Annotated in this window: 21 protein-coding genes and 1 tRNA gene; 12 read left to right on the forward strand and 10 right to left on the reverse strand. The window is 74.2% G+C overall.

The window, feature by feature from the left end; all coding sequences use genetic code 11:
• Positions 1-201 precede the first annotated feature (201 nt).
• The 6 genes from ispD (at position 202) to AB0O11_RS01340 (ending at position 6,560) form a co-directional block, all read left to right on the forward strand.
• Positions 202-957, forward strand: coding sequence for a 2-C-methyl-D-erythritol 4-phosphate cytidylyltransferase (ispD, locus tag AB0O11_RS01315; RefSeq protein WP_363381247.1), 756 nt, complete (start codon positions 202-204; stop codon positions 955-957).
• Positions 947-1,447 (forward strand): 2-C-methyl-D-erythritol 2,4-cyclodiphosphate synthase, encoded by a 501-nt coding sequence (ispF, locus tag AB0O11_RS01320; RefSeq protein WP_049657183.1) that lies wholly within the window; start codon positions 947-949, stop codon positions 1,445-1,447. The genes ispD and ispF overlap by 11 nt, the downstream gene beginning before the upstream one ends.
• Positions 1,448-1,668: 221 nt before the next feature.
• Positions 1,669-2,064 carry a PPOX class F420-dependent oxidoreductase gene (locus tag AB0O11_RS01325; protein WP_363380473.1) on the forward strand — a complete coding sequence of 132 codons (396 nt, stop codon included), beginning with the start codon at positions 1,669-1,671 and terminating at the stop codon, positions 2,062-2,064.
• Positions 2,065-2,158: 94 nt separating this feature from the next.
• The gene (gene cysS, locus AB0O11_RS01330) at positions 2,159-3,553 is read left to right on the forward strand and encodes a cysteine--tRNA ligase (protein ID WP_363380475.1); all 1,395 of its coding nucleotides are present in this window, start codon (positions 2,159-2,161) and stop codon (positions 3,551-3,553) included.
• Positions 3,554-3,690: 137 nt separating this feature from the next.
• Positions 3,691-4,680, forward strand: a complete 990-nt coding sequence (rlmB, locus tag AB0O11_RS01335; RefSeq protein WP_363380476.1) for a 23S rRNA (guanosine(2251)-2'-O)-methyltransferase RlmB — start codon at positions 3,691-3,693, stop codon at positions 4,678-4,680.
• 218 nt (positions 4,681-4,898) lie between these two features.
• On the forward strand, positions 4,899-6,560 hold the full coding sequence (locus AB0O11_RS01340; protein ID WP_363380478.1) for a DoxX family membrane protein: 1,662 nt from the start codon (positions 4,899-4,901) through the stop codon (positions 6,558-6,560).
• Between the two features lie 165 nt (positions 6,561-6,725).
• On the opposite strand, the gene AB0O11_RS01345 is transcribed toward AB0O11_RS01340, so the two are convergent.
• From AB0O11_RS01345 to ugpC, 3 genes are all read right to left on the reverse strand, one after another.
• On the reverse strand, positions 6,726-7,526 hold the full coding sequence (locus AB0O11_RS01345) for a nucleotidyltransferase family protein (RefSeq protein WP_363380481.1): 801 nt from the start codon (positions 7,524-7,526) through the stop codon (positions 6,726-6,728).
• A 111-nt stretch (positions 7,527-7,637) separates the two neighbouring features.
• Entirely contained in the window at positions 7,638-8,093 is a 456-nt protein-coding gene (locus AB0O11_RS01350; RefSeq protein ID WP_363380484.1) for a hypothetical protein, read from the reverse strand.
• Positions 8,094-8,258: 165 nt separating this feature from the next.
• A complete protein-coding gene (ugpC, locus tag AB0O11_RS01355; protein ID WP_363380486.1) occupies positions 8,259-9,350 on the reverse strand; it encodes a sn-glycerol-3-phosphate ABC transporter ATP-binding protein UgpC in 1,092 nt (363 codons plus the stop codon).
• Between the two features lie 282 nt (positions 9,351-9,632).
• On the opposite strand from ugpC, the gene AB0O11_RS01360 reads away from it, so the two are divergent.
• Positions 9,633-9,706, forward strand: a tRNA-Thr gene (locus AB0O11_RS01360).
• Positions 9,707-9,769: 63 nt separating this feature from the next.
• On the opposite strand, the gene AB0O11_RS01365 is transcribed toward AB0O11_RS01360, so the two are convergent.
• From AB0O11_RS01365 to AB0O11_RS01390, 6 genes are all read right to left on the reverse strand, one after another.
• Positions 9,770-10,975: a HAMP domain-containing sensor histidine kinase gene (locus AB0O11_RS01365; RefSeq protein ID WP_363380489.1), complete on the reverse strand. Its 1,206-nt coding sequence runs from the start codon at positions 10,973-10,975 to the stop codon at positions 9,770-9,772.
• Positions 10,972-11,781, reverse strand: a complete 810-nt coding sequence (locus AB0O11_RS01370) for a response regulator transcription factor (protein ID WP_363380490.1) — start codon at positions 11,779-11,781, stop codon at positions 10,972-10,974. Before AB0O11_RS01370 ends, AB0O11_RS01365 begins: the two co-directional genes overlap by 4 nt.
• Positions 11,778-12,623, reverse strand: coding sequence for a hypothetical protein (locus AB0O11_RS01375; protein WP_363380493.1), 846 nt, complete (start codon positions 12,621-12,623; stop codon positions 11,778-11,780). The genes AB0O11_RS01370 and AB0O11_RS01375 overlap by 4 nt, the downstream gene beginning before the upstream one ends.
• Before the next feature lie 131 nt (positions 12,624-12,754).
• Entirely contained in the window at positions 12,755-13,483 is a 729-nt protein-coding gene (locus AB0O11_RS01380; RefSeq protein WP_363380496.1) for a class F sortase, read from the reverse strand.
• Between the two features lie 82 nt (positions 13,484-13,565).
• Positions 13,566-14,015 carry a sortase-dependent protein gene (locus tag AB0O11_RS01385; protein ID WP_363380498.1) on the reverse strand — a complete coding sequence of 150 codons (450 nt, stop codon included), beginning with the start codon at positions 14,013-14,015 and terminating at the stop codon, positions 13,566-13,568.
• A 397-nt stretch (positions 14,016-14,412) separates the two neighbouring features.
• On the reverse strand, positions 14,413-15,228 hold the full coding sequence (locus tag AB0O11_RS01390) for a hypothetical protein (RefSeq protein ID WP_363380501.1): 816 nt from the start codon (positions 15,226-15,228) through the stop codon (positions 14,413-14,415).
• Positions 15,229-15,430: 202 nt separating this feature from the next.
• Between AB0O11_RS01390 and AB0O11_RS01395 the strand changes: the two genes are divergently transcribed.
• From AB0O11_RS01395 to AB0O11_RS01405, 3 genes are all read left to right on the forward strand, one after another.
• Entirely contained in the window at positions 15,431-16,696 is a 1,266-nt protein-coding gene (locus AB0O11_RS01395; protein ID WP_363380502.1) for an MFS transporter, read from the forward strand.
• Positions 16,697-16,864: 168 nt separating this feature from the next.
• Positions 16,865-17,098: a hypothetical protein gene (locus AB0O11_RS01400; protein ID WP_363380505.1), complete on the forward strand. Its 234-nt coding sequence runs from the start codon at positions 16,865-16,867 to the stop codon at positions 17,096-17,098.
• Between the two features lie 111 nt (positions 17,099-17,209).
• A complete protein-coding gene (locus AB0O11_RS01405; protein WP_363380507.1) occupies positions 17,210-17,758 on the forward strand; it encodes a methylated-DNA--[protein]-cysteine S-methyltransferase in 549 nt (182 codons plus the stop codon).
• Positions 17,759-17,785: 27 nt separating this feature from the next.
• On the opposite strand, the gene AB0O11_RS01410 is transcribed toward AB0O11_RS01405, so the two are convergent.
• A complete protein-coding gene (locus AB0O11_RS01410) occupies positions 17,786-18,856 on the reverse strand; it encodes an ATP-grasp domain-containing protein (protein ID WP_363380510.1) in 1,071 nt (356 codons plus the stop codon).
• Positions 18,857-19,185: 329 nt separating this feature from the next.
• Here AB0O11_RS01410 and AB0O11_RS01415 point away from each other — a divergent pair, with 329 nt between their 5' ends.
• A complete protein-coding gene (locus tag AB0O11_RS01415; protein ID WP_363380513.1) occupies positions 19,186-20,604 on the forward strand; it encodes a family 2B encapsulin nanocompartment shell protein in 1,419 nt (472 codons plus the stop codon).
• A gap of 202 nt (positions 20,605-20,806) precedes the next feature.
• The gene (locus AB0O11_RS01420; RefSeq protein ID WP_363380516.1) at positions 20,807-21,856 is read left to right on the forward strand and encodes a family 2 encapsulin nanocompartment cargo protein polyprenyl transferase; all 1,050 of its coding nucleotides are present in this window, start codon (positions 20,807-20,809) and stop codon (positions 21,854-21,856) included.
• Positions 21,857-21,873: the final 17 nt, after the last annotated feature.

Genomic DNA, 21,873 nt, shown 5'->3' on the forward strand with positions numbered 1-21,873 from the left:
AGTGGCACTCCGGGCGCTGAGGCGTGTCCGGACCACGCCCGCGCCCTGGCCGGTCCAGGCCTGCAAGACCGTTTCTGCACCCGCTGTTGCGCGGGACTTGCGGAGCTGTGCGGCGGGCGGTGGACCGTGGTTCTTCGGAAGGGGCCCGGTGCGCCCGCCGGGCACGCCATGGCCATACCCACTTCGCCGAAGGAGTGAAACCTGAACGCGTCAGGAGCAGTTGCAGCAGCAGTGGTGCCCGCCGCCGGACGCGGTGAGCGGCTGGGGCCCGGGGCCCCGAAGGCCCTGCGGGAACTGGGAGGTGTGCCGCTCCTGGTGCACGCCGTCCGGGCCCTGGCCCGCAGCCGGGCGGTCGGCCTGGTCGTGGTCGCCGCGCCCGCCGACGGGGTGGCCGAGGTGGTCGCCCTGCTGGACAGCCACGGGCTGGACGGCAAGGACATCCGGGTGGTGGCCGGCGGCGCGACCCGCCAGGAGTCGGTCCGGCTGGGCCTGGCCGCGATCCCGGAGGAGGTCGGGGTCGTGCTGGTGCACGACGCGGCCCGCCCGCTGGTCCCGGTCGAGGTGGTGGACACCGTCGCGGCCGCCGTCCGGGCCGGGGCGCAGGCGGTGGTGCCGGCGGTGCCGCTGGCCGACACGGTGAAGCGGGTAGAGCCGAACCCGGGCGGTCCCGAGCCGGTGCTCGACACGCCCGAGCGCGCCACCCTGCGCGCGGTGCAGACCCCGCAGGGCTTCGACCGCGCCACCCTGGTCGAGGTGCACGCCAAGGCGCTGGCCGAGGAGAGTGCGGGCACCGCCGACGCGCCGCCGGTCACCGACGACGCCGGCCTGGTGGAGCGCTACGGCGGCCGGGTCGTCGTGGTGCCCGGCCACGAGGAGGCGTTCAAGGTCACCCGTCCGCTGGACCTCGTGCTCGCCGAGGCCGTACTCGCCCGCCGGAGGGCCGCCGATGCCTACTGACCCGCAGACTCCCGTGATCCCCCGCGTCGGGATCGGCACCGACGTGCACGCCTTCGAGGCCGGCCGCCCGCTCCGGGTGGCCGGGCTGGACTGGCCGGACGCCGAGGTCGGGCTTTCCGGGCACTCGGACGCCGACGTCGCCGCGCACGCCGCCTGCGACGCGCTGTTCTCGGCCGCCGGGATCGGCGACCTGGGCGCCCACTTCGGCACCGACCGCCCGGAGTGGGCCGGCGCGTCCGGGGCGAAGCTGCTCGGTGAGGCGGCCCGGCTGGTCCGCGAGGCGGGCTTCGAGATCGGCAACGTCGCGGTCCAGGTGATCGGCGTGCGGCCGAAGATCGGCAAGCGGCGCGCCGAGGCGCAGGCCGCGCTCTCCGAGGCGGTCGGCGCCCCGGTGTCCGTCTCCGGCACCACCACCGACGGCCTGGGCCTGACCGGTCGGGCCGAGGGCCTGGCCGCGATCGCCACCGCCCTGGTGTACGAACGGCGTTGAGCCGGTCGCGGTGAGCGGCGGGAAGAAGCCCGCACCTGACGGGTGTTCACAGGGTGCCCCCGGGGCCCGGATCGTTAGTCTTCGGTCCGGGCCCGTACGGGGCTTCTGCTCGGGCCGAACCGCCGACGAGAAGAGGTAACCGCCATGAGCGAGTGGAACGAGCTCATCATCGAGAGGCGCGAGTGGGCGAACGCCCCCGCCGAGCGCAGTGGGGTGGGCGCATGAGGGCCGAACTCTCCGACCGCGCCAAGGCCCTGCTCGACGACAAGAGCTTCGCCGTGGTCTCCACGATCCAGCCCGACGGCAGCCCCCAGTCCTCGGTGGTCTGGGTCAAGCGGGACGGCGGCGACATCCTGTTCTCCACGGTCCAGGGTCGCCGCAAGCACCTCAACCTGGTGCGGGACCCGCGGGTTTCGATCCTCGTCAACCCGTCGGACAACCCGTACGAGTACCTGGAGGCGCGCGGTGAGGTCTCGCTGACCACGGAGGGCGGCCGGGAACTGATCGACGAGCTGGCCGCCAAGTACCGCGGCGTGGACAAGTACACCTGGGACGGCCCGGACGACGTCCGGGTGGTCGTCCGGCTCACCCCCCGCAAGGTGGTCGGCAGCATCTGAGCCCGCCCGCGGTCCACCGTTTCCCCGGGATCACGCCTCCGTTGTCCCGGGGAATGTGGCGGGGCACCCCCCACCGCCCACTACGCTTGACGCTGTGAGCATTCGTCTGTACGACACCAGCACCCGCCAGGTACGCGACTTCGTCCCGCTTGTACCGGGTTGTGTCTCGATCTACCTGTGCGGCGCTACCGTCCAGTCGGCGCCACACATCGGGCACATCCGGTCGTACCTCAACTTCGACCTCATGCAGCGGTGGTTCGCCTACCGCGGCTACCAGGTGACCTTCGTCCGGAACGTCACCGACATCGACGACAAGATCATCGCCAAGGAGCGCGAGCTCGGCACCCCGTGGTGGCAGATCGCCTACGAGAACGAGCGCGCCTTCAACGACGGCTACGACGCGCTCGGCTGCCTGCGGCCGACCGCCGAACCGCGGGCCACCGGGCACATCCCCGAGATGATCGAGATGATGCAGGGGCTCATCTCCAGGGGCCACGCCTACGCGGCCGACGGCAACGTCTACTTCGACGTGCGGTCGTACCCCGACTACCTGGCGCTCTCCAACCAGAAGCTGGCCGACCTGCGCCAGCCCGAGGGCGAGGGCGAGACCGGCAAGCGGGACCAGCGGGACTTCGCGATGTGGAAGGCCGCCAAGCCGGGCGAGCCGAGCTGGGAGACCCCGTGGGGCCGCGGCCGTCCGGGCTGGCACCTGGAGTGCTCGGCGATGGCCCACAAGTACCTGGGCGCGGCCTTCGACATCCACGGCGGCGGGCTGGACCTGATCTTCCCGCACCACGAGAACGAGATCGCCCAGTCCAAGGCCTACGGCGACGACTTCGCCAACTTCTGGGTGCACAACGCCTGGGTCACCATGGCCGGCGAGAAGATGAGCAAGTCGCTGGGCAACTCGGTGCTGGTCTCCGAGATGGTCCGGGCGTGGCGGCCGATCGTGCTCCGCTACTACCTGGCGGCCCCGCACTACCGCTCGATGATCGAGTACAGCGAGGAGTCGCTGCGCGAGGCCGAGGCCGGCTTCGGCCGGATCGAGGGCTTCATCCAGCGCGCCGTCGAGCGCTGCGGCACGGTCGACGCGGCGCCCGAGGTGCCGCCGGCCTTCGCCGAGGCGATGGACGACGACTTCGGCGTGCCGCAGGCGCTGGCCGTCGTGCACACCGCCGTCCGCCAGGGCAACAGCGCCCTGAACGCGGACGACAAGGAGAGCGTGGTGGCGCGACTGGCCGAGGTCCGTGCGATGCTCGGTGTACTGGGCCTCGACCCGCTCGACCCGCACTGGGCCGGGACGGAGCGCGGCGAGGACCTCCACGGCGTGGTCGACTCGCTGGTCCGTCTGGTCCTGGACCAGCGGCAGGCGGCGCGCGAGCGCAAGGACTTCGCCACCGCGGATGCCATCCGCGACCAGCTCGGCCTGGCCGGGCTGGCGATCGAGGACACCCCGTCCGGCCCGCGCTGGACGATCAACAGCCAGTAACCCCATCCGACGATCGGGGTGATGGGTGGGCCGTACCGGACCGGTGCGGCCCTCCCGCATGACGTAGCGCATGCCGACGGCCGCCACCGGGCGGACCGGGACGGCCGGGGCATGCCGGACAGACAGGAAGTACAGCCATGGCCGGCAACAGCCAGCGCAGGAACCGCCGCAACCCCGGATCGAAGAAGGGCGCGTCTGTCGGTACCGGCGGGCACAGCCGGAAGGGCCTCCAGGGCAAGGGCCCGACCCCGCCCGGCGAGGCACGCAAGGGCCACCCCAAGCAGCGGGCCGCCAATGCCGCGCTCAAGCGCGAGCGGGACGCCAAGTCGCGGGCCGGTATGCGCCGGGCCGGTGCCGGCCGCGGTGGCCGTGGCGGCGCGGGCAGCGCCGAGCTGGTCTTCGGCCGCAACTCGGTGGTCGAGGCCCTGGTCGGCGACGTGCCGGCCAACGCGCTGTACGTCCAGCAGTTCATCGACACGGACGACCGGGTCCGCGAGGCCTTCCAGGCCGCCAACGACCGTGGCATCCCGCTGATGGAGGCCCCGCGCGCGCAGCTGGACCAGATGACCGGCGGGCTCAACCACCAGGGCCTGGTGCTGCAGGTGCCGCCGTACGAGTACGCGCACCCCGAGGACCTGCTGGAGGAGGCCGCCGACGCCGGCCAGGACGCGCTGATCATCGCGCTGGACGGGGTCACCGACTCGCGCAACCTGGGCGCCGTGGTCCGCTCGGCCGCCGCCTTCGGCGCGCACGGCGTGGTCATCCCCGAGCGCCGCGCGGCCGGCATGACCGCCGGCGCCTGGAAGACCTCCTCCGGCGCCGCGGCCCGGCTGCCCGTCGCCCGGGCCACCAACATGACCCGCGCCCTGGAGGCCTACCAGAAGGCCGGTCTGATGGTGGTCGGCCTGGCCGCCGACGGCGAGGCCGAGATCGGCGACCTGGAGCTGCTGACCGGCCCGGTGGTGATCGTCGCGGGCAGCGAGGGCAAGGGCCTGTCCCGGCTGGTCTCGGAGACCTGCGACATGCGGGTCAGGATCCCGATGTCCGGCCTGACCGAGTCGCTGAACGCCGGTGTCGCGGCGGGCATCGTGCTGTACGAGGCCGCGCGGCTGCGCGCCAAGCGCTGAGCGCTGAGCGCTGAGCGCGGCCGAGCGTCGCTGAGTACGGCCGAGCGCTGAGCACGGCCGGGGCGCGGGGCGCAGGCGATCTTCCGAATTCCCCGCAATCCGAGTGAAGGCGATCGGGCCCGACCGGGCCCGATCGCTTTTTTCATGATCACTTCAAGTATGCGTCGGACCTCCACCCGGGAGAGTGTCCTAAGCGGCCGTCACCCGGTTAGACGGGCGTGGACACCAGAACACCTCGGCGCCCCCTGTTCGGCGACGGCAGCACCGGGATAGACGCGGGCCCCGGCCTCAACACCGTCAAGGTGGAGTCGGACCCTTCGCGGCTCAGCAGCACCCAGGCGAGTTTCCGGCTCCGGCTCGGTGCTTCGGTGGCGCCGCTGATCGAGGCTCCGGCCGGACTGCTGTCCACCGGTGCCGCGTTCGGCGACCCGTACGCCAACCAGGGCCTGATCCGCCGTCCGCTGGTCACCCCGCAGGTCGTCGTACCCGCCTCCGCCGTCCCGGTGCTGGCCGGGGCCGGGGCCGGGGTCGGCGGCGCACCGCGCCGCAAGGGGCGGGTCACCGCCGTCACCTGGACCGGCCAGGCGCCACCCGGGGACCTCGCGGCCACCCGGCTGCTGGAAGCGGTGCGCCAGGGCGGAACCCCGGCCGGCGGTGTCCGGCTGGCCGAGGCGGACACCCAGGTGCTCCCGTCCCTCGCGGGCGCCCGGGCCCTGCCGCGCCAGCCCCGCGAGGGCACCGGCACCGCCACCGACGCGGGCGTCGGCCCCGTCGGCGAGCCGCACGGCTGGACCCCGAGCGGCGAGCTGCCCGAGGTCTCCGCCGCAGACGCCGCGGGCAAGCAGCCCTGGTACCCGGGCCGCCGGGTCGACCTCGGCCTGGTGCTGCTGCCGCTGCGCGCCGTCCTCGGCTCGCTCTCGGTCTACGCCGGGTTCAGCAAGCTGTGCGACCCGGTGTACTTCGACGGCGGAGAGCGCGGCTCGATGATGCGCTGGCTCTCCTCGCTGCACCCGTGGAAGGTCGCCGAACCGCTGCTGGCCTTCGCCATGGCGCACCCGGTGGGCGCCGGCCTGGTGGTGTCGTTCACCCAGATCGTGGTCGGCGTGCTGACCGTCCTCGGTCTCTGGCAGCGGCTCGCCGCCGGCGCGGCGATGGCGCTCTCCGCCGCCCTGCTGTTCACCGTCAGCTGGCGGGCCGTCCCGGTCTACGACACCCCGGACCTGATCTTCCTCGCGGCGTGGAGCCCGCTGCTGATCGCCGGGGCACCGTTCGCCTCGCTGGACGGGCGGCTCAGCCTGGAGGCCTGGCGCCGGTTCGGCGCGGACGCGCCCGCGGCGCTGCGCCGCCGGGTGCTGCGCCGCGGCACCGTGGTCACCACGGTCGTGGTCGGCGTGACCCTGCTGCTCGGTTCGATGTTCGGCGCCGCCGTTCGCACCGGCGCCCGGGCGCACCAGGCGCCGGACCGTCCGGCCACCGACTACGGCACCCCGGTCTGGCCGTCCGGCGGCCCCTCCGGCACCCCCGGCGGCAAGGGCACGTCCACCACGCCCCCGCCCGCCGCCCCGCGCCCGGCCACCCCGACGCCGAGCGCGACCACCCCGCCGCCCACCAAACCGGCCACCCCGACGCCCAGCGGCAAGGGGCACTCGGGCAGGGCGGAGGCCGGGTCGGGCGCCTCCCCGGCCGCGTCCGCGCCGTCCGGCGGCTCGGGCGGCTCCGCTCCCGCGTCGCGCAGCACCCCGGGCGCCGGCGGCGCGGGGGCGGCGCCCAAGTCCAGCCCGAGCTCCGGCGGGCTGCTCGGCGGGGTGCTGGGCAGCGCGCCGCTGGCCGACCTGTCCGGCGGCGGCGCCTCCCACCCGGGGGCGCCGACCTCGACCTGAGACCCCCGGTGACGCCGGTCGGCCGGGTGCTCCGTGGGGGAGCACCCGGCCGACGGCCTGTCCGCGTGCGGGCGTCCGGGGTGCCGGGCGTCCGTGCTGTCGGTGACCGGGGTGCGGTGGTTCGTGGCGCCGGTGGTTCGTGGCGCCGGTGGTTCGTGGCCTCGGTTACCGGGGCGTCCGGCCGGCGCCGGAGGCGAGTTCCTTGGCCGCCTCGGTGAGGTCCTTGGCGGTGTCGATGGCCCGCCAGTACACGCCCTGCGGCAGCTGGTAGCCCGCCAGGCGCTTGCCGCGGGCGAGCTGGGGGAAGGTGGTGCGCTCGTGGTCGCCCACGTCCGGCAGCAGCTCGGCGAACTCCGGGCTGAACACGTACAGGCCGGCGTTGATCAGGAAGGGCGAGGGCGGGGCTTCGATGAAGTCCAGCACGTTGCCGAACTGGTCGGTCTCCACCGCGCCCCAGGGGATCCGCGGCCGGGCCAGCGCGAGCGTCGCGATGGCGTCCCGCTCGTGGTGGAAGGCGGCCATGTCGCGCAGGCTGAAGCGGGTCCAGATGTCGCCGTTGGTGGCGTACCAGGGCTCGTCCGGGCGGGGCAGTGCCTTGGCCGCGTGCTTGAGGCCGCCGCCGCGCCCGAGCGGCTCCGCCTCGATCACCGTGCGCACCCGCAGCGGCAGGTCCGTCTTGTCCAGCCACTCCTCCAGCACGTCGGCGAGGTGCCCGCAGGAGACGACGACGTCGGTGACGCCCTCCTCGGCCAGCCAGGCCAGCTGGTGGCCGAGGATCGGCGTGCCCGTCCCGGGGATCTCGACCAACGGCTTCGGGCGGTCGTCCGTGTAGGGGCGCAGCCGGGAGCCCTGGCCGCCGGCCAGGATGACGGCCTGGGTGACGGGCGTCGTGGTCGGCCGCGGCGGCTGGGACTGGGGGAGTGGGGCGGACGGGAGGCCGGCGTCGGGGCCGGAGTCAGCGGTCATGCCTGAACAATAGGGCGGCGGACGGGAGGCGTCCGCCGCCTTGGGAGACTTGGGCCCTTGGCTTCCTCGGGCTCCTCGGGTACCTCGGCTGTCCCGGCTTCCTCGGCTTGCTCAGCCGACGACGCCGGCCGCGAACGAGCCGTCGCAGACCGGACGGGCGAAGGAGCGGGCCCGCTGGACGTCGCCCTGGTACTTGCGCACCGCCGCCTTGCCCAGCTCACCGGCCAGCGAGGTGCAGTAGGGCGTCAGCGAGGGCTGCTCGCGCATCGACCGCTCCAGCAGGTCCAGTGCGGCGGAAGGGTTCTTCGCGCGCAGCTCGTCCAGCAGCACCACCCGCAGCGACTCCTGCGGGGCGAGCCCGTCCGCGGCCTTGGCCGCGGCGCCGACCGCGTTGTTGGAGCGTCCGATCCCGGCGCCGTCGCCGCTGGACGCCGCCACGACCTGCTGGTCGAGCCCGGTCGGCGGGGCCCACGGGACCCGGGTCACGGCGAGGGTGCCGGTGGTCACCAGGACGACCGGCAGGGTCAGGGCGACGGTCTGGCCGATACGGCGCACAAGCTGCTTCACCCTCAGGAGAGTAGCGGTGAGTACGGGCCGGATCGCCCTCCGTCACGCCATCGAGTGACACGGTGTCCGGGTTCGTCCCCGCGCCGTGTTGACGCGGGGGTGTACGGACGGAGCCCGCCGGACCGCGAGGGTCCGACGGGCTCCGAGGTGTGGCGCAGGGCGGCGTCAGTTGCTCAGGCGCAGGCCGGAGCTGGTGGAGAAGACGTGGGTCTCGTTGGCGATCGGCACGACGTGGATGGTCTCGCCGCGGGCCGGGATCTGGCGGCCGGGCACGCGGACGACCAGCTCGTGGTCCTTGCCGCCGATCTGGGTGGTGCCGTAGACGAAGCCGTCCGAGCCGAGCTCCTCGACCACGTTGACGGTCACCGCGACGCCCTCGATGCCGCCCGACGGGACGACCTCGAAGTGCTCGGGGCGGATGCCGACGGTCACCGTCTTGTCGGTGCCGGCGCCGGCCAGGTCCTCGCGGGAGATGTTGACGACCGAGCCGCCGAACTTCACGCCGCCGTCCACCAGCGGCACCTCGACCAGGTTCATGGCCGGCGAGCCGATGAAGCCGGCCACGAAGAGGTTGGCGGGCTTGTCGTACATGGTGCGCGGGGTGTCGACCTGCTGGAGCAGACCGTCCTTGAGCACCGCGACCCGGTCGCCCATGGTGAGCGCCTCGGTCTGGTCGTGGGTGACGTACACCGTGGTGATGCCCAGGCGGCGCTGGAGGCCGGCGATCTGGGTGCGGGTCGAGACGCGGAGCTTGGCGTCCAGGTTCGACAGCGGCTCGTCCATCAGGAAGACCTGCGGCTGGCGGACGATCGCGCGGCCCATCGCGACGCGCTGACGCTGACCGCCGGAGAGGGCCTTCGGCTTGCGGTCCAGCAGCGTGGTGAGGTCGAGGATCTTCGCGGCCTCCTCGACCTTGGTGCGGATCTCCGCCTTGTTCACGCCGGCGATCTTGAGCGCGAAGCCCATGTTGTCGGCGACGGTCATGTGCGGGTAGAGCGCGTAGTTCTGGAACACCATGGCGATGTCCCGGTCCTTCGGCGGCAGGTGGGTGACGTCGCGGTCGCCGATCCGGATCGCACCGGTGTTGACGTCCTCCAGGCCGGCCAGCATGCGCAGGCTGGTCGACTTGCCGCAGCCCGAGGGGCCGACCAGCACGAGGAACTCGCCGTCCGCGATCTCCAGGTCCAGCGCGTCCACCGAGGGCTTGTCCGCCCCGGGGTAGACGCGGGTCGCCTTGTCGTACGTGACAGAAGCCATGGTCGTTGTTCTCCTTCACCGGCAGGAACGTGCCGGACGATCCGAGTAAAGGGGGTCTGTTGTGCTCCGCCGACCCGCCAGTGGTCTGAACCACTGCGCGGACCGACTCCCGGCGACGCTACCTGCGCATCCGCCGCTTGTCAGCCCCCACCCGACCCGATTTCGGCATCGGTTCCATCACGCCCACCCATCCCACCAACCCCCGGATATCCCCCCATCCCGTCACCCGGGCCCGGTAGACTGCCCCCGGTGCCGCCGTGATCCATCGCGGACGGCCACCGTGCCTCCTTAGCTCAGCTGGCCAGAGCACCGCTCTTGTAAAGCGGGGGTCGTCGGTTCGAACCCGACAGGGGGCTCAGTGCAGGCGGGAAGGGCCGGTCCGACGGGTGTCGGGCCGGCCCTTCCCCTGTTGGCCGGGGTCAGTCCGACGGCAGGACGAGGGTGGCCAGCGCGCCGCCCTCGGGGTGGTTGGCGAAGGTCAGGGTGGCACCGATGACGCGGGCGTGGCCGGTGGCGATGGTGAGGCCGAGGCCGTGGCCGCGGCCGCGTTCGGGGGCGCTGGTGCGGAAGCGCTGCGGGCCGTGCCGGAGGAGGTCCTCGGGGTAGCCGGGGCCGTGGTCGCGGACGGTGATCCGCAGGCCGTCGACGTGCAGGTGGACCGGGCCGGCGCCGTGGCGGTGGGCGTTGAGGAGCAGGTTCCCGAGGATGCGGTCCAGCCGGCGCAGGTCGGTGCGGACCTGCCGGTCGGCGGTGATGCCGACGGTGACGTCCAGGCCGGTGAGGGAGACGGTGCGGCGTGCCGCGCGCTCCAGGGGGACGGCGGACAGGTCGGGGGACTCGGCGTCCGCGTCCAGTCGGGAGACCTCCAGCAGGTCCTCGACCAGGCCGCGCAGCGCCTGGACCCGGTTCTGCACGAGCTGGGTGGGGCGCCCGGGCGGCAGCAGTTCGGCGGCGGTGACCAGCCCGGTGAGCGGGGTGCGCAGCTCGTGGGCGACGTCCGCGGTGAAGCGCTGTTCGTCCTCCAGCCGCCGGTGCAGGGTGCGGGACATCAGGTCGACGGCGGCGGCGAGGTCGGCCACCTCGTCCTTGCCGTCGACGAGTTCGCCGATCCGGGTGTCCGTCCCGCCGGCCGCGATGCCCCGGGCGGCGGTGGCCGCGGTGCGCAGCCGGCGGCTGATCCGGTCGGCGACGAGCACGCCGGCCAGCACGGTGGTGAAGACCGCGGCGACGACGGTGAGCAGGATGATCCGGTCCAGGTCGGCGATGGCCTGCCGGTCCTGGGTGAAGTCGACCCGGACGGACAGCACCCCGTCCTGCACCGGGCCGGCCGCCCACATCGACTCGCCGGTGCCGTCGGCGGCGAGCAGCGAGCCGTGCCGGCCGTCGTCGGCGAGGGCGCGCAGCCGGCCGGGCAGGGCCGGGTCGTTCACGGCCGCGCCCCGGCCGGTCGGCAGGCTGCCGCGTTTGTAGTCGGCCAGTGCGGAGTCGAGGGCGGCGAGCGCAGAGGAACGGGCCTGGTCGACGTGCTGACGGATCATCGCCTGGTGGACCAGCAGGCCGACGGCCACCGCGACCAGGACGGCGATGGCGGCGACGGCGGTGGCGATCTGGCGGCGCAGGGTCATGCCGGGCGCCGCAGCTTGTAGCCGAACCCGCGGACGGTCTCGATCCGGCCGGAGCCGATCTTGGCGCGCAGCCGCTGCACGTGGACGTCCACGACCCGGGTGTCGGCGCCCCACTCGTAGTCCCAGACGCGTTCGAGCAGGGTGGAGCGCTCCAGCACGATCCCGGGCGCGGCGGTGAACTCCAGCAGCAGCCGCAGTTCCGTGGGGGTGAGCGGGACGAGGCGGCCGTCCACCCGGACCTCCATGCTGTCGGTGTCCACCTGGAGGCCGTCGAAGCTGCGCACGGCGACGGAGGCGGCGGGAGGGGAAGACGAGGAAGAAGGGGAAGAGGGGACGACGGGGGAAGAGGGGATGGCCGGGGAAGCAGGCGGGGCCATCGGTGGCAGCGGGGACTCGACCGTGGGGACGACCCGGACACGGCGCAGCACCGTACGGATCCGGGCGACCAGGACGGCGCTCTCGAAGGGCTTGACCACGTAGTCGTCCGCCCCGGCCTCCAGCCCGGAGACCACGTCCACCGGGTCGGTCCGGGCGGACATCATCAGGATCGGCAGCTGGCTCTCCTCCCGGATCCGGCGGCAGAGGCCGACCCCGTCGAGCAGCGGCAGCATGACGTCCAGCAGGAGCAGGTCGGGCCGGACGGCGTGGAAGGCCTCCAGTCCCTCCAGGCCGTCGGCCGCCGTGGTGACCGGGAAGCCGTAGCGCTCCAGGGCCATCCGGGTGGCCTCGCGGATCACCTCGTCGTCCTCGACCAGCAGGATGTGCGGGTGGGCGGGAGTGGCGGCGGGGGTGCCTGCGGGGGTCATCGCTTCGCTTCCGGGATCACGACGGGGGCGGTGGGTTCGGAGGACGGCCGGGCGGGGCGCGGGGACGGGACGACGGCATCGGGGGCCGCCTTCTTCGGCGCGGGCTGGGTGGGGCGTGCCGCGGGCGGGACGGCCTCGGCCGCGGGGGCGGCCGGCCGGCCGGTGTCCGTGCCGGTGGGCGGGAGCACGCCGACACCCTCGTCGAGGCGGTCCTTCAGGGCGAGCCTGGTCCCGTCCCACTGGTAGTGGCTGCTGGTCCGGACGTAGACGCTGGTCGCCTCGAACAGCCACAGGTCGGTGCCGATGGTCGCGGCGTTGAACGTCGGCTGGACCTGCACCCGGAGGATGGGCAGCAGGCGGTCCTCGACGAGTGCGTAGACGTGCAGTACGACCGGTCCGGGGGTGGCGACGACGGTGATCAGCTCGGGCTGTCCGTCCCCGGTGAGGTCGCGGAACTCGGGGGCGCGGACCTCGCACCCGGCGCAGGAGCCGAGCGCCTGGCGCTCCTCCGGGCTCACCTTCGGATCCCTGGTGAGGACGGTGCGGACGTCGACCGCGGTGATGTCGCGCCCGGGGACGGTCAGGTCCGGTAGGGGCTGCGGCGGCTCCTGGGTGGCGCCGGCCGCGGGCGTGGCCGGCGGCGGGGAGGTGGGCAGCTGAGCCCAGAGTGGCCGGGTCGCCGCCGGCGGCCTGACGGCCTGGGCCGGGCCCTGGTCGCTCAGGCCGCCGGGGGTGGCCCGGCCGAAAGCGAGGGCGGCGAGGGCGAGGACGACGACCAGGCCGGCCAGGGTGGCCGCCGGGGCGGCGCCGGGCCGGCGGCGGGGTGCTGGTGTTGCTGCCACGGTCGGTGCTCGTCCTCCTGGTCTGCGGCGACGCCGGGGTTCGTCGCTCCCGTCACGGCCCCGGGTGGTAGGTCGCGCGGACGGCGGCCGATGGTTCCGCGACGGCACTTCGTACGGCCGGTGCCGGGTCGTCAGGCCAGGTCTGCCAGCACGATGATGTTGTCCGTCCAGTGGCCGTCCGAGCCGATCCGCCCACCGCAGGTGATCAGCCGGAGTGCGGGCGCGGGCGTGTCGCCGTACACCTGCTCGGTCGGGAAGCGGTCCTTGGCGGCCTGGAGCAGCGTGCGGACCTTGAAGTCCACGGTGCTGCCGTCCGCGCGTCGGATCCGGATCAGCTCGCCGGGCCGCAGTTTCGGCAGCTGCTTGAAGACTGCCGGGCCGTGCACGGTGTCGTAGTGCCCGATGAGCACGGCGGGGCCGGGCTCGCCGGGGGTGGGGCCGTTACGGTACCAGCCGACCTCGTCGCCCCGGTCGGCCGGCGGCACCTCGACCGTGCCGTCGGGGTTCAGGCCGAGGTCGGCCACCGGTGCGTCCACCCCGACGGAGGGGACCAGCAGGCGGTTCGGCGGTGAGGGCGTGAACGGCTTGGAGGCGGTGGGCGCGGTGGGTCCGGTGCCGGTCGTGGCCGGGGTGCCCGGGGCCGCCGCGGGGCTGTCGGTGCCGGTGCCGTGCCCGGAGGTCTCGACCCTCACCACCGGGGTCTCCCGGCCGGACAGCGCGAGTGAGGTGCCGAGCACCAGGCAGAGCAGGCCCGCGGTGCCGAAGGCGGTGCGGCGCAGGGGGCCGGGGCCGGGCCGGGCGGCGCGTCGGCGCCCCCGCCGGTGTGCCTTGGCGCGTCGGCGGCTGTCGGTCCCCGCCACCGGGGCGGCCCCGGCGCCGCTTCCCCGACTGGCCGGGTACGGGGAAGCGGCGCCGGGGTGCCCGGCGGACTCGGGACCGGTGTCAGCTGCGCGCACCGGAGCGGCGGCGCAGGACGGCGAAGCCCAGGGCCGCGGCGCCGACGGCCGCGACGGTGCCGCCACCGGCGAGCATCAGGCCCGAACCGTCGGAGGCGGCGGAGCCGTCACCGGCCTGCGCGGCGCCCTTGGGCACCTCGCGGACCTGCGGCTGGGCGCCACCGGGGGCGGCCGGGACGGGCGAGGCGGCGCCCTTCGGGACGGCCACGGCCGGCGAGGCTTCGGCCTTCGGGGCGACCGGGGCGGGCACGGCGGTGGGCTTCGCCGCCGCGTCGCCGCCCGGGGCCACGTGGCTGGGGGCGGTCGCGACGGGCTTCGGCGCGCCGTCGGCCCAGGCCTGCCCGCCGGTGACGGTGGCCAGCAGCGCTGCGCCGGTCAGGGCGCAGGCCGCCAGGACGCGGCGGGCGGGCGAGTGGTGGGTGCGGCTCCTGCTCATACGGGGTGTCTCCCTCTGCATCGGTCGGTGCGTGGTGGCCGCCGGTCCGCGGTGCGGTTCGCGGGATCCGGCGTGCCGGTGTCGCGGGACGTCCGTCGTCGGCGCCGGACGCGTACGTCCTCGTCGTGGACGCCCTCCGGCCGGTTCGGCCGGGGCGTCGTGGATGACGGTAGGAGCGCCGTGTCGCGGTCCTCGGCCGGTCGTGTCACGGCCGCCCATCGGCTGCGTAACGGTGCGTCGGAGCCCTTCGCGGCTCGGCCGGAGTGCACCGGTCGACGCCTTCGCGCGCCGCCTTCGCGCGCCGCCTTCGCGCGCCGCCTTCGCGCGCCGCCTTCGCGCGCCGCCTTCGCGCGCCGCCTTCCCGTTCTGACTTCGCGCCCTGCCTTCCCGCCCCGCCCTACCGCCCCGCCCGCAGCCGGCGGAGCGTCCAGCCCGGGCCGAGCGGCCGGGTGTGGGCCGTGAAGAGTTCGGCGGCGCGGCGGTAGGAGAGTCGGGCGTGGCCGGTGTACGGGCAGCGGTCGCGGGCGGGGGTGCCGGTGGGGGCGCGGCGGTCGGTGAGGAAGAGCGGTCCGGTGACGCGGCCGGCCACCAGGAGGGGGAGCAGCCGGGCGGTGCCGGACTGCCAGTGCACGGGGGTGCGGTCCGGGTGGGGGAGGGTGCGGCGGCGGGGCAGGTCGAGGTGGTCGGTGTCCAGGGTGAGGACGGTCTCGATCGCGGCACCGGACTCGTGCAGCAGGTGCCAGAGCGCCTGCTCGCGCAGCGGCACGCGGAGGGCGAACAGGGTGCGCAGCTCCTCGGGGGTCAGGGGGCCCGGTGCCGCGGCCGGGTCGGGCAGCGGGCGGGGACGCAGGCCGGCGGTCGGGTCGCCGTCGATCCAGCCCCGGGCCCGCCACCAGGCCACGGCCGCGCGCAGGGTGGAGAGCTCCCGGTTGAGGGTGCGCGGGTCGGTGTCGGCTCCGCGCCGGGCGACCGCGGCGCGGAGCCGTTCGGCGGCGTCCGGCCGGTCGAGCAGCGCGAGCGGCAGGACGGGCGGCCGGGCCCGCCGCCGTTCGGGGCCGGTGGGGGCGGGCCGGTCGGCGAGCGCCCAGGCCCAGGTGTCCAGCGCGATCCGGTAGATCCGCCGGGAGCCGTCGGCGAGCCCGGAGGCGGCCAGGTAGCGCTCGACGGCGACGGCGTACTCGACCGGTGGGAGTCCTGCCGCAGTTTCTTTCACGACCGCTCTCTCTCGCAGTAAATCAATCCCGTCAAGCCGTTCGAACCCTAGCCGCAATTCGCGGTAAAGGGCAGGTGGGGAAGCGTAGTAACGAATATTTACTGCGACAGATGGGTGGGCTCGGTAAATTGACTCCAAAAGGCTCAACTTTTTCTCCGCAATCCCTTGAACCGCTCCCCGCCGAACCGCAGACTTGCTGCACATGGCAGTGCAGACTGAACGGATCCCGGCCCGCAGAAGGCGTCTGGGAGACCGTCTCGCCGTGCTCGGCGAGCGCGAGTTCACGTGGTTCTTCATCGGGTACACGACCTCCCTCGTCGGCTCCTCGATGGCGCCGGTCGCGGTCGCCTTCGCGGTGCTCGACGGCGGGGGCGGCGGCACCGACGTGGGGTGGGTGATGGCGGCCCGGATCCTCCCGGTGGTGCTGGTGCTGCTGGCCGGCGGGGTGATCGCCGACCGGCTCGGCAGCCGTGGGGTGATGCTGGGCTCGGACCTGTTACGCGGCCTGGTCCAGGCGCTGTTCGCCGGGCTGCTGGCGGCCGGGCACGCGCCGGTCTGGGCGATGGTCGCGCTGGTGGCGGTCTGGGGGATCGGCGAGGGGCTGTTCATGCCGGCCTTCGGCGCGGTCGTGCCCGACCTGGTGCGCCGCAAGGAACTGGTGGCGGACGCCAACACTCTGCTGGGGCTGGGCCGTTCGGTGTCCGCCGTGGTCGGCCCCGCCGCCGCCGGCCTGGTGACCGCCGCCTGGGGACCGGCGACGGTGCTGCTGGCCGACGCGGTGACGTACGGTGTCGGCGCCTTCGCGCTGGCCAGGCTGCGACTGCCGGTGCGGGCGCCGGCCGGCGGGGAGTCGATGATCCGGGACGTCCGGGCGGGCTGGTCGGAGTTCGCCTCCCGCCCGTGGCTGTGGATCACCACCGTGCAGATGGGCCTGTTCAACCTGCTGGTCTGGGCCCCCTTCCTGGTGCTCGGTCCGCTGCTCGCGCAGCAGGACCTCGGCGGCGCCCGGGCCTGGGGCCTGGTGATGGGCGGCTACGGCGCCGGCGCGGTGCTGGGAGGCCTGCTGATGCTCGGGCGGGCGCCCGCCCGTCCGCTCGCGGTGGCGTCGGTGGCGGCACTGGGCTGGGCGCTGCCCTCCGGGGCGCTCGCGGCCGGGGCGGGGCTGCCCTGGGTGGCCGCCGGCGCGCTGGTGGCGGGGGTCGGCTCGGCGGTCTGCGGGACGCTGTACAGCACCACCACGCAGAAGTGGGTGCCGGTGGAGCTGCTCGGTCGGATGACGGCGTTCGGCGTGCTGGGTTCCTTCGCCCTCGGCCCGCTCGGGCTGGCGGCGGCCGGTCCGCTGGCGGACCGGTTCGGGTCGGGCGCCGTGTTGCTGCTCGGGGCGGTCTGGCAACTGGCTGCCGGGGTCGTAGTGTTGGCCGTCCCGGCAGTGCGGAACCGCCGCTGGGAGGAGGGCCCGGACAGCTGACCGACCCCTCGGACGGCTTCGGGGCGCACCCCCGGCTCACCGCGCACCGCGCCCGGCCGGCCCCGGAGCGCGACCGGCTGCCCCTCCCGCGTTCGTACGCCTCCGCGACGGGCGGGGCGGCCGACCCGGTCGTACCGTGGAGGGCGGGGGTGACGGAGGAGGTCGATCATGCCCGGCTCGCTCACCATCAGCCATCACGAGTCCGCGGTCACCCTGGACCACACGGACGCGGAGCGGCTCGCCACCGTGCTGGCGGAACTGGCGTACCTGCTGGAGATCCCGGGACCGAACCGGATCAACGACGAACAGCTCGCCGTGCTGTGCGAGGGGCGTGCCCCGGACCGTGCCGAGCTGGTGCACTGGTGCGCGTCGAACGCCCGCCGGCTCAAGGGGCAGCTCTGACCGGAGCCGCCCGTGCCGTCGGCGGCCCGCCGTACCATGGCGCACGGGGCGGGGACGCCCCCGGGTGCCGGGTGGTCGGCGGCCGGTCCGGTGGAGGGTGGGGGCCCGAGCGTGTCGCAGTCCTGGTCGATGTCCTGGCTGACCGTGCCCACGCCGCTGCCCAGCGGGCCGATGCACATCGCGGTGACCCCGCTCGGCGTGGTGTCGGCCGGTTACACCGGGCGGCGCGACGGCGAGGCGCCGCCGTGCACCGACGGGCCGAAGATCACCGCCGTCACCGAGCGGATCGGCGCCTACCTGGCGGGCCGCACCAGCGAGCTGGGCCTGCCGATCGACTGGAGCCTGAGTTCCGGCCCGCACCGCGCGGTGCTGCAGACGCTCTGGCGCGAGGTGCCGTACGGCCGGACCATCACCTACGGCGAACTGGCCGCCCGTAGCGGGGTGTTCGAGGACGTCGCGGAGCCCGGCCTGGCCGCCCGCACGGTCGGGCAGATGATGGCCGCCAACCCCGTCCCCCTGCTGGTGCCCTGCCACCGGGTGGTGGCGGCGGACGGGATCGGCGGCTTCGGCGGCGGCCGGGTCGGGATCGAGGTGAAGCGCTGGCTGCTCACCCTGGAGGGCGTGCTGGAGCCGACCCTCGACTGGAACGGCCCGCTGTAGCGGCCCGGTTGCCGCCCGCTTCGGTCGTCACACCCGGGCCCGGACCGGCGACATCCCTCGCGCCGCCCGGTGCGGCAGGACCGGCTGGATGCCGGACACCAGTGTGTACTCGATGCCGCGCACGTCCGGTTCCGTCCCCGTGGCCTCCGGCCGCTCCCCGAGCGCCAGTCGCACCGCGTCCCACGGCAGGTTGAGGCCGCACAGCCGCAGCTGGTGGAGCCCGGCGGCGGGGCGGGTGTTGACGTCGATGACCACCGGCCGGCCGTCGAAGCGGCGGAACTGCACGTTGGACAGGTACGCCATCCCGGTCGCCCGGACCAGCCGCCGGACGGGCTCCAGGTAGCACCCCTCGGTGGTGAAGCCCCGGCGGCGGCCCTCCTTGGTGCGTCCGACCGCGGTGAGCGGGTTGCCGTCCCGGTCGGCCAGGCAGTCCACCGAGACCTCCGGTCCGTCCAGGTGCGGCATCACCAGCAGGTCCACCGGCTCGCCGTCCGGGCAGCCCTCGGCCAGTGCCGCGGCCACCTGCTCGACCTGCACCCGGTGGTCCCAGCCGGCCAGCCGCCGTGCGCCGTACGGTTCCCGGGTGAGCACCCGGAAGCCCGCGCCGCCGGTGCCGGTGGTGGGCTTGAGGCAGGCGGTGTGCCCGGTGCCCTCGATCCGCTCGACGGCGTCCCACAGCTCGCCGGGGGTGCGCACCCGCCACCAGGGCGGAGTGGGCAGTCCGGCTCCGGCGATGGCCGCGTAGCCGTCGGCCTTGCTGGTGAAGGCCGCTATCGCGGTGGCGGGCGGGCAGAGCAGCTCGGTGCCGATCGCCTCGAACTCCGGCCGGGCGAGGGCGATGGCGAGCTGGTGCAGCTGCGGGACGAAGACGTCGATGGCGTGCCGGGCGCAGTAGTCCAGGGCGTAGCCGACGTAGCCGTCCGCGGCCAGGTCGGCGGGCTCCGGGGTGCCGTGGTCGGCTGCGGCGAGCACGGGGGAGTCCGGGTCGCCGTGGGTCGCGTGGACCACCACCGGCCGCGGGGTGGCGCGCAGTTGCTCGATGAAGAAGACGTTCTCGGCGAAGGTGCGGTTCAGCCAGACACGCACGGGCGCACTCATGTGACCATCCCCAGAAAGGAGTTGACGAAAGGTCAGGGCACCCTAGCGGTCTGTTCGAACGGCTCGGACGGCAGGGGCGCCGCGTACGGGTCGAGCCGAAGGGGGTGCGGGCCGGGGCGCGGATGGGGGAGGATGGGTCGCGGCACTCCGATTTGTTCGAATAAATGGTCGAACAGATATCGATCGGGCGATCTATTCGTACTATTTGTTCGACCATTCCGAACCACTCGAACGAGTGATTGCGGGGCGCCACCGAATGGGCCCACGATGAAGCTGCAACACGCATGTGCAAGGCGACACTTCATCGGGATATGCGAAGGGCTCCCCTCATGTCGACCGAAACCAATGCCGGTATTCCTGTGCCCGGTGCGCAGTCGGAGATCCGGCAGCAGCAGAGTCTGAGCACGGCGGGCGCGCGGAACCTCGCGACGACCACGAAGTCCGCTCCGCAGATGCAGGGCATCAGCCCGCGCTGGCTGCTCAGGAAGCTGCCCTGGGTGCAGGTGTCCGGCGGCACCTACCGGGTGAACCGCCGCCTGCGCTACTCGGTCGGCCGCGGCCGGGTGAGTTTCGTCAAGACCGGCACCGAGGTGCGGATCGTCCCGCCCACCCTGGCCGAGGTGCCGGCGCTGCGCGGCTTCCAGGACGAGGCCGTGCTGGAGGAGCTGGCCTCGCGCTTCGTGCAGCGGGACTTCACCGCGGGTGACGTCCTGGTCCGGGCCGGGGCGCCGATCACCGAGGTCTTCCTGATCGCGCACGGCAAGCTCGACCGGCTGGGCACCGGCAAGTACGGCGAGGAGACGGTGCTCGGCTCGCTCGCGGACGGCGACCCCATCGGTGACGAGGCGATCCGGCAGGACGGCGGCGACTGGCCGTACACCGTCCGCGCCGCGACCTCCGGCACCGTGCTGACGCTGTCCTGGGCCGCCTTCCAGGAGCTGCACGACCGCTCCGAGGCGCTCCAGCTCCAGGTCATCGAGTACCTGAACGGCTTCCAGCAGGCGCAGAACAAGCACGGCGAGGCGGAGATCGACCTCTCGGCCGGCCACCGGGGCGAGTACGAGCTGCCCAGCGCCTTCGTGGACTACGAGCTGAGGCCGCGCGAGTACGAGTTGAGCGTCGCGCAGACCATCCTCAAGGTGCACACCCGGGTCGCCGACCTCTACAACCAGCCGATGAACCAGACCGAGCACCAGCTCCGGCTCACCATCGAGGCCCTGCGCGAGCGCCAGGAGCACGAGCTCGTCAACAACCCGGAGTTCGGCCTGCTCAGCAACGCCGCGTACGAGCAGCGGTTCCAGACCCACTCCGGCCCGCCCACCCCGGACGACATGGACGAGCTGCTCAGCCGCCGTCGCGGCACCAGGATGTTCCTGGCCCACCCCAGGGCCATCGCCGCCTTCGGCCGGGAGCTCAACAAGCGCGGCCTCTACCCGGGGACGGTCGAGGTCGAGGGCAAGCAGCTCCTGTCCTGGCGCGGGGTTCCGGTCTTCCCGTGCAACAAGATCCCGATCGTCGGGAGCACCAGCTCGATCATCGCGATGCGAATCGGCGAGGACAGCCAGGGCGTCATCGGTCTGCACCAGACCGGAATTCCGGACGAATACCAGCCGAGCCTGTCGGTGCGGTTCATGGGAATCGACGACAAGGCCATCATTTCCTACCTGGTGAGCGCCTACTACTCCGCCGCGATCCTGGTGCCGGACGCGGTCGGTGTCCTGGAGAACGTGGACATCGCGCAGTACTGACGGTGCGCGGGGCCGGCCGCAGAGCCGTGCCGTCGGACCGGGGCCGCCCACCGCACCCCGGCCGGGCGGCACGCCCCGCGCGTACGGCCCCGGCCCGAGGGCGGCCGGGGCGACGTGCGACCGTGCCCCGGCGCTGCAGCGCAACCCCGGCCCGCCGTCGGCGGGCCGTCCCACGACAGGCGCCCGACAGGGGGAAACACCCATGACGAGTCCCACGCTGGAGCGGGACCACAAAGAGGGGCACGAGGCGGCGGGCATCCTCGCCCGGACCCGCGCCCTGGTCGACCCGGTCCTGCGGGCCGCCGTCGACTCGCTGCCCGGCACCATGCGCAAGGTGGCCGGCTACCACTTCGGCTGGTGGGAGGCCGACGGCACCCCCGCCGAGGCCTCCGCCGGCAAGGCGATCCGGCCGGCCATGGTCCTCGCCGCCACCCAGGCCCTGGGCGGCAAGCCCGACGCGGCCGCCGCCGCGGCCGCCGCGGTGGAGCTGGTGCACAACTTCACCCTGCTCCACGACGACGTCATCGACCGGGACGACACCCGGCGCCACCGGCCCACCGCCTGGCGGGTGTTCGGCACCACCGAGGCCATCCTGGCCGGGGACGCCATGCACTCCCTCGCGCTGCGCCTGCTCGCCGAGGACACCCACCCGGCCGCCCACGGCTCGATCCGTCGGCTCGCGGACTGCGTGGTCGAGCTCTGCGAGGGGCAGCAGATCGACTGCGCCTTCGAGCGGCGCAACGACGTCTCGCTGCCCGAGTGCCTGGCGATGGCGGAGGCCAAGACCGGCGCGCTGCTCGGCGCGGCCTGCGCGATGGGGGCCCTGTACGGGGGCGCGTCGGAGGAGGCGGCGCAGGCGCTGGACGGCTTCGGCCGGGAGATCGGCCTGGCCTTCCAGCTGATCGACGACCTGATCGGCATCTGGGGGGATCCGGCGGTCACCGGCAAGCCGGTCGGCGCGGACCTGGTCGCCCGCAAGAAGTCGCTGCCGGTGGTCGCGGCGCTGGGGTCCGGCACCGTCGAGGGCGATCGGCTGGGCGAGCTGTACGCGCTCGAACGCCCTTTGAGCCCCGAGGAGTTGACGCGGTGCGCGGCGGCCGTCGAGGCGGCCGGCGGGCGCGGCTGGGCGCAGGGCGAGTCCTGCGAGCGGATGGCCGCGGCGATGGCGCAGCTGGCCGCCGCGGTCCCGGAGCCGGCCGCGGCAGACGAGCTGCTGGCGCTCGCCGAGCTGGTCACCCGCCGCACGCACTGAGCGGGCTGACCTCGCCG

Source organism: Kitasatospora sp. NPDC093102, from assembly GCF_040683915.1.
Classification (GTDB): Bacteria; Actinomycetota; Actinomycetes; order Streptomycetales; family Streptomycetaceae; genus Kitasatospora.

What these genes read in the sequence shown, in the direction of transcription:
- AB0O11_RS01400 (WP_363380505.1), top strand. Translation starts at nt 16,865, where the DNA reads ATGCCCGGCTCGCTCACCATCAGCCATCACGAGTCCGCGGTCACCCTG.
- AB0O11_RS01345 (WP_363380481.1), bottom strand. Translation starts at nt 7,526, where the DNA reads ATGACCGCTGACTCCGGCCCCGACGCCGGCCTCCCGTCCGCCCCACTC.
- ispF (WP_049657183.1), top strand. Translation starts at nt 947, where the DNA reads ATGCCTACTGACCCGCAGACTCCCGTGATCCCCCGCGTCGGGATCGGC.
- ugpC (WP_363380486.1), bottom strand. Translation starts at nt 9,350, where the DNA reads ATGGCTTCTGTCACGTACGACAAGGCGACCCGCGTCTACCCCGGGGCG.
- AB0O11_RS01365 (WP_363380489.1), bottom strand. Translation starts at nt 10,975, where the DNA reads ATGACCCTGCGCCGCCAGATCGCCACCGCCGTCGCCGCCATCGCCGTC.
- AB0O11_RS01420 (WP_363380516.1), top strand. Translation starts at nt 20,807, where the DNA reads ATGACGAGTCCCACGCTGGAGCGGGACCACAAAGAGGGGCACGAGGCG.
- AB0O11_RS01370 (WP_363380490.1), bottom strand. Translation starts at nt 11,781, where the DNA reads ATGACCCCCGCAGGCACCCCCGCCGCCACTCCCGCCCACCCGCACATC.
- rlmB (WP_363380476.1), top strand. Translation starts at nt 3,691, where the DNA reads ATGGCCGGCAACAGCCAGCGCAGGAACCGCCGCAACCCCGGATCGAAG.
- AB0O11_RS01410 (WP_363380510.1), bottom strand. Translation starts at nt 18,856, where the DNA reads ATGAGTGCGCCCGTGCGTGTCTGGCTGAACCGCACCTTCGCCGAGAAC.
- AB0O11_RS01325 (WP_363380473.1), top strand. Translation starts at nt 1,669, where the DNA reads ATGAGGGCCGAACTCTCCGACCGCGCCAAGGCCCTGCTCGACGACAAG.
- AB0O11_RS01385 (WP_363380498.1), bottom strand. Translation starts at nt 14,015, where the DNA reads ATGAGCAGGAGCCGCACCCACCACTCGCCCGCCCGCCGCGTCCTGGCG.
- AB0O11_RS01415 (WP_363380513.1), top strand. Translation starts at nt 19,186, where the DNA reads ATGTCGACCGAAACCAATGCCGGTATTCCTGTGCCCGGTGCGCAGTCG.
- AB0O11_RS01395 (WP_363380502.1), top strand. Translation starts at nt 15,431, where the DNA reads ATGGCAGTGCAGACTGAACGGATCCCGGCCCGCAGAAGGCGTCTGGGA.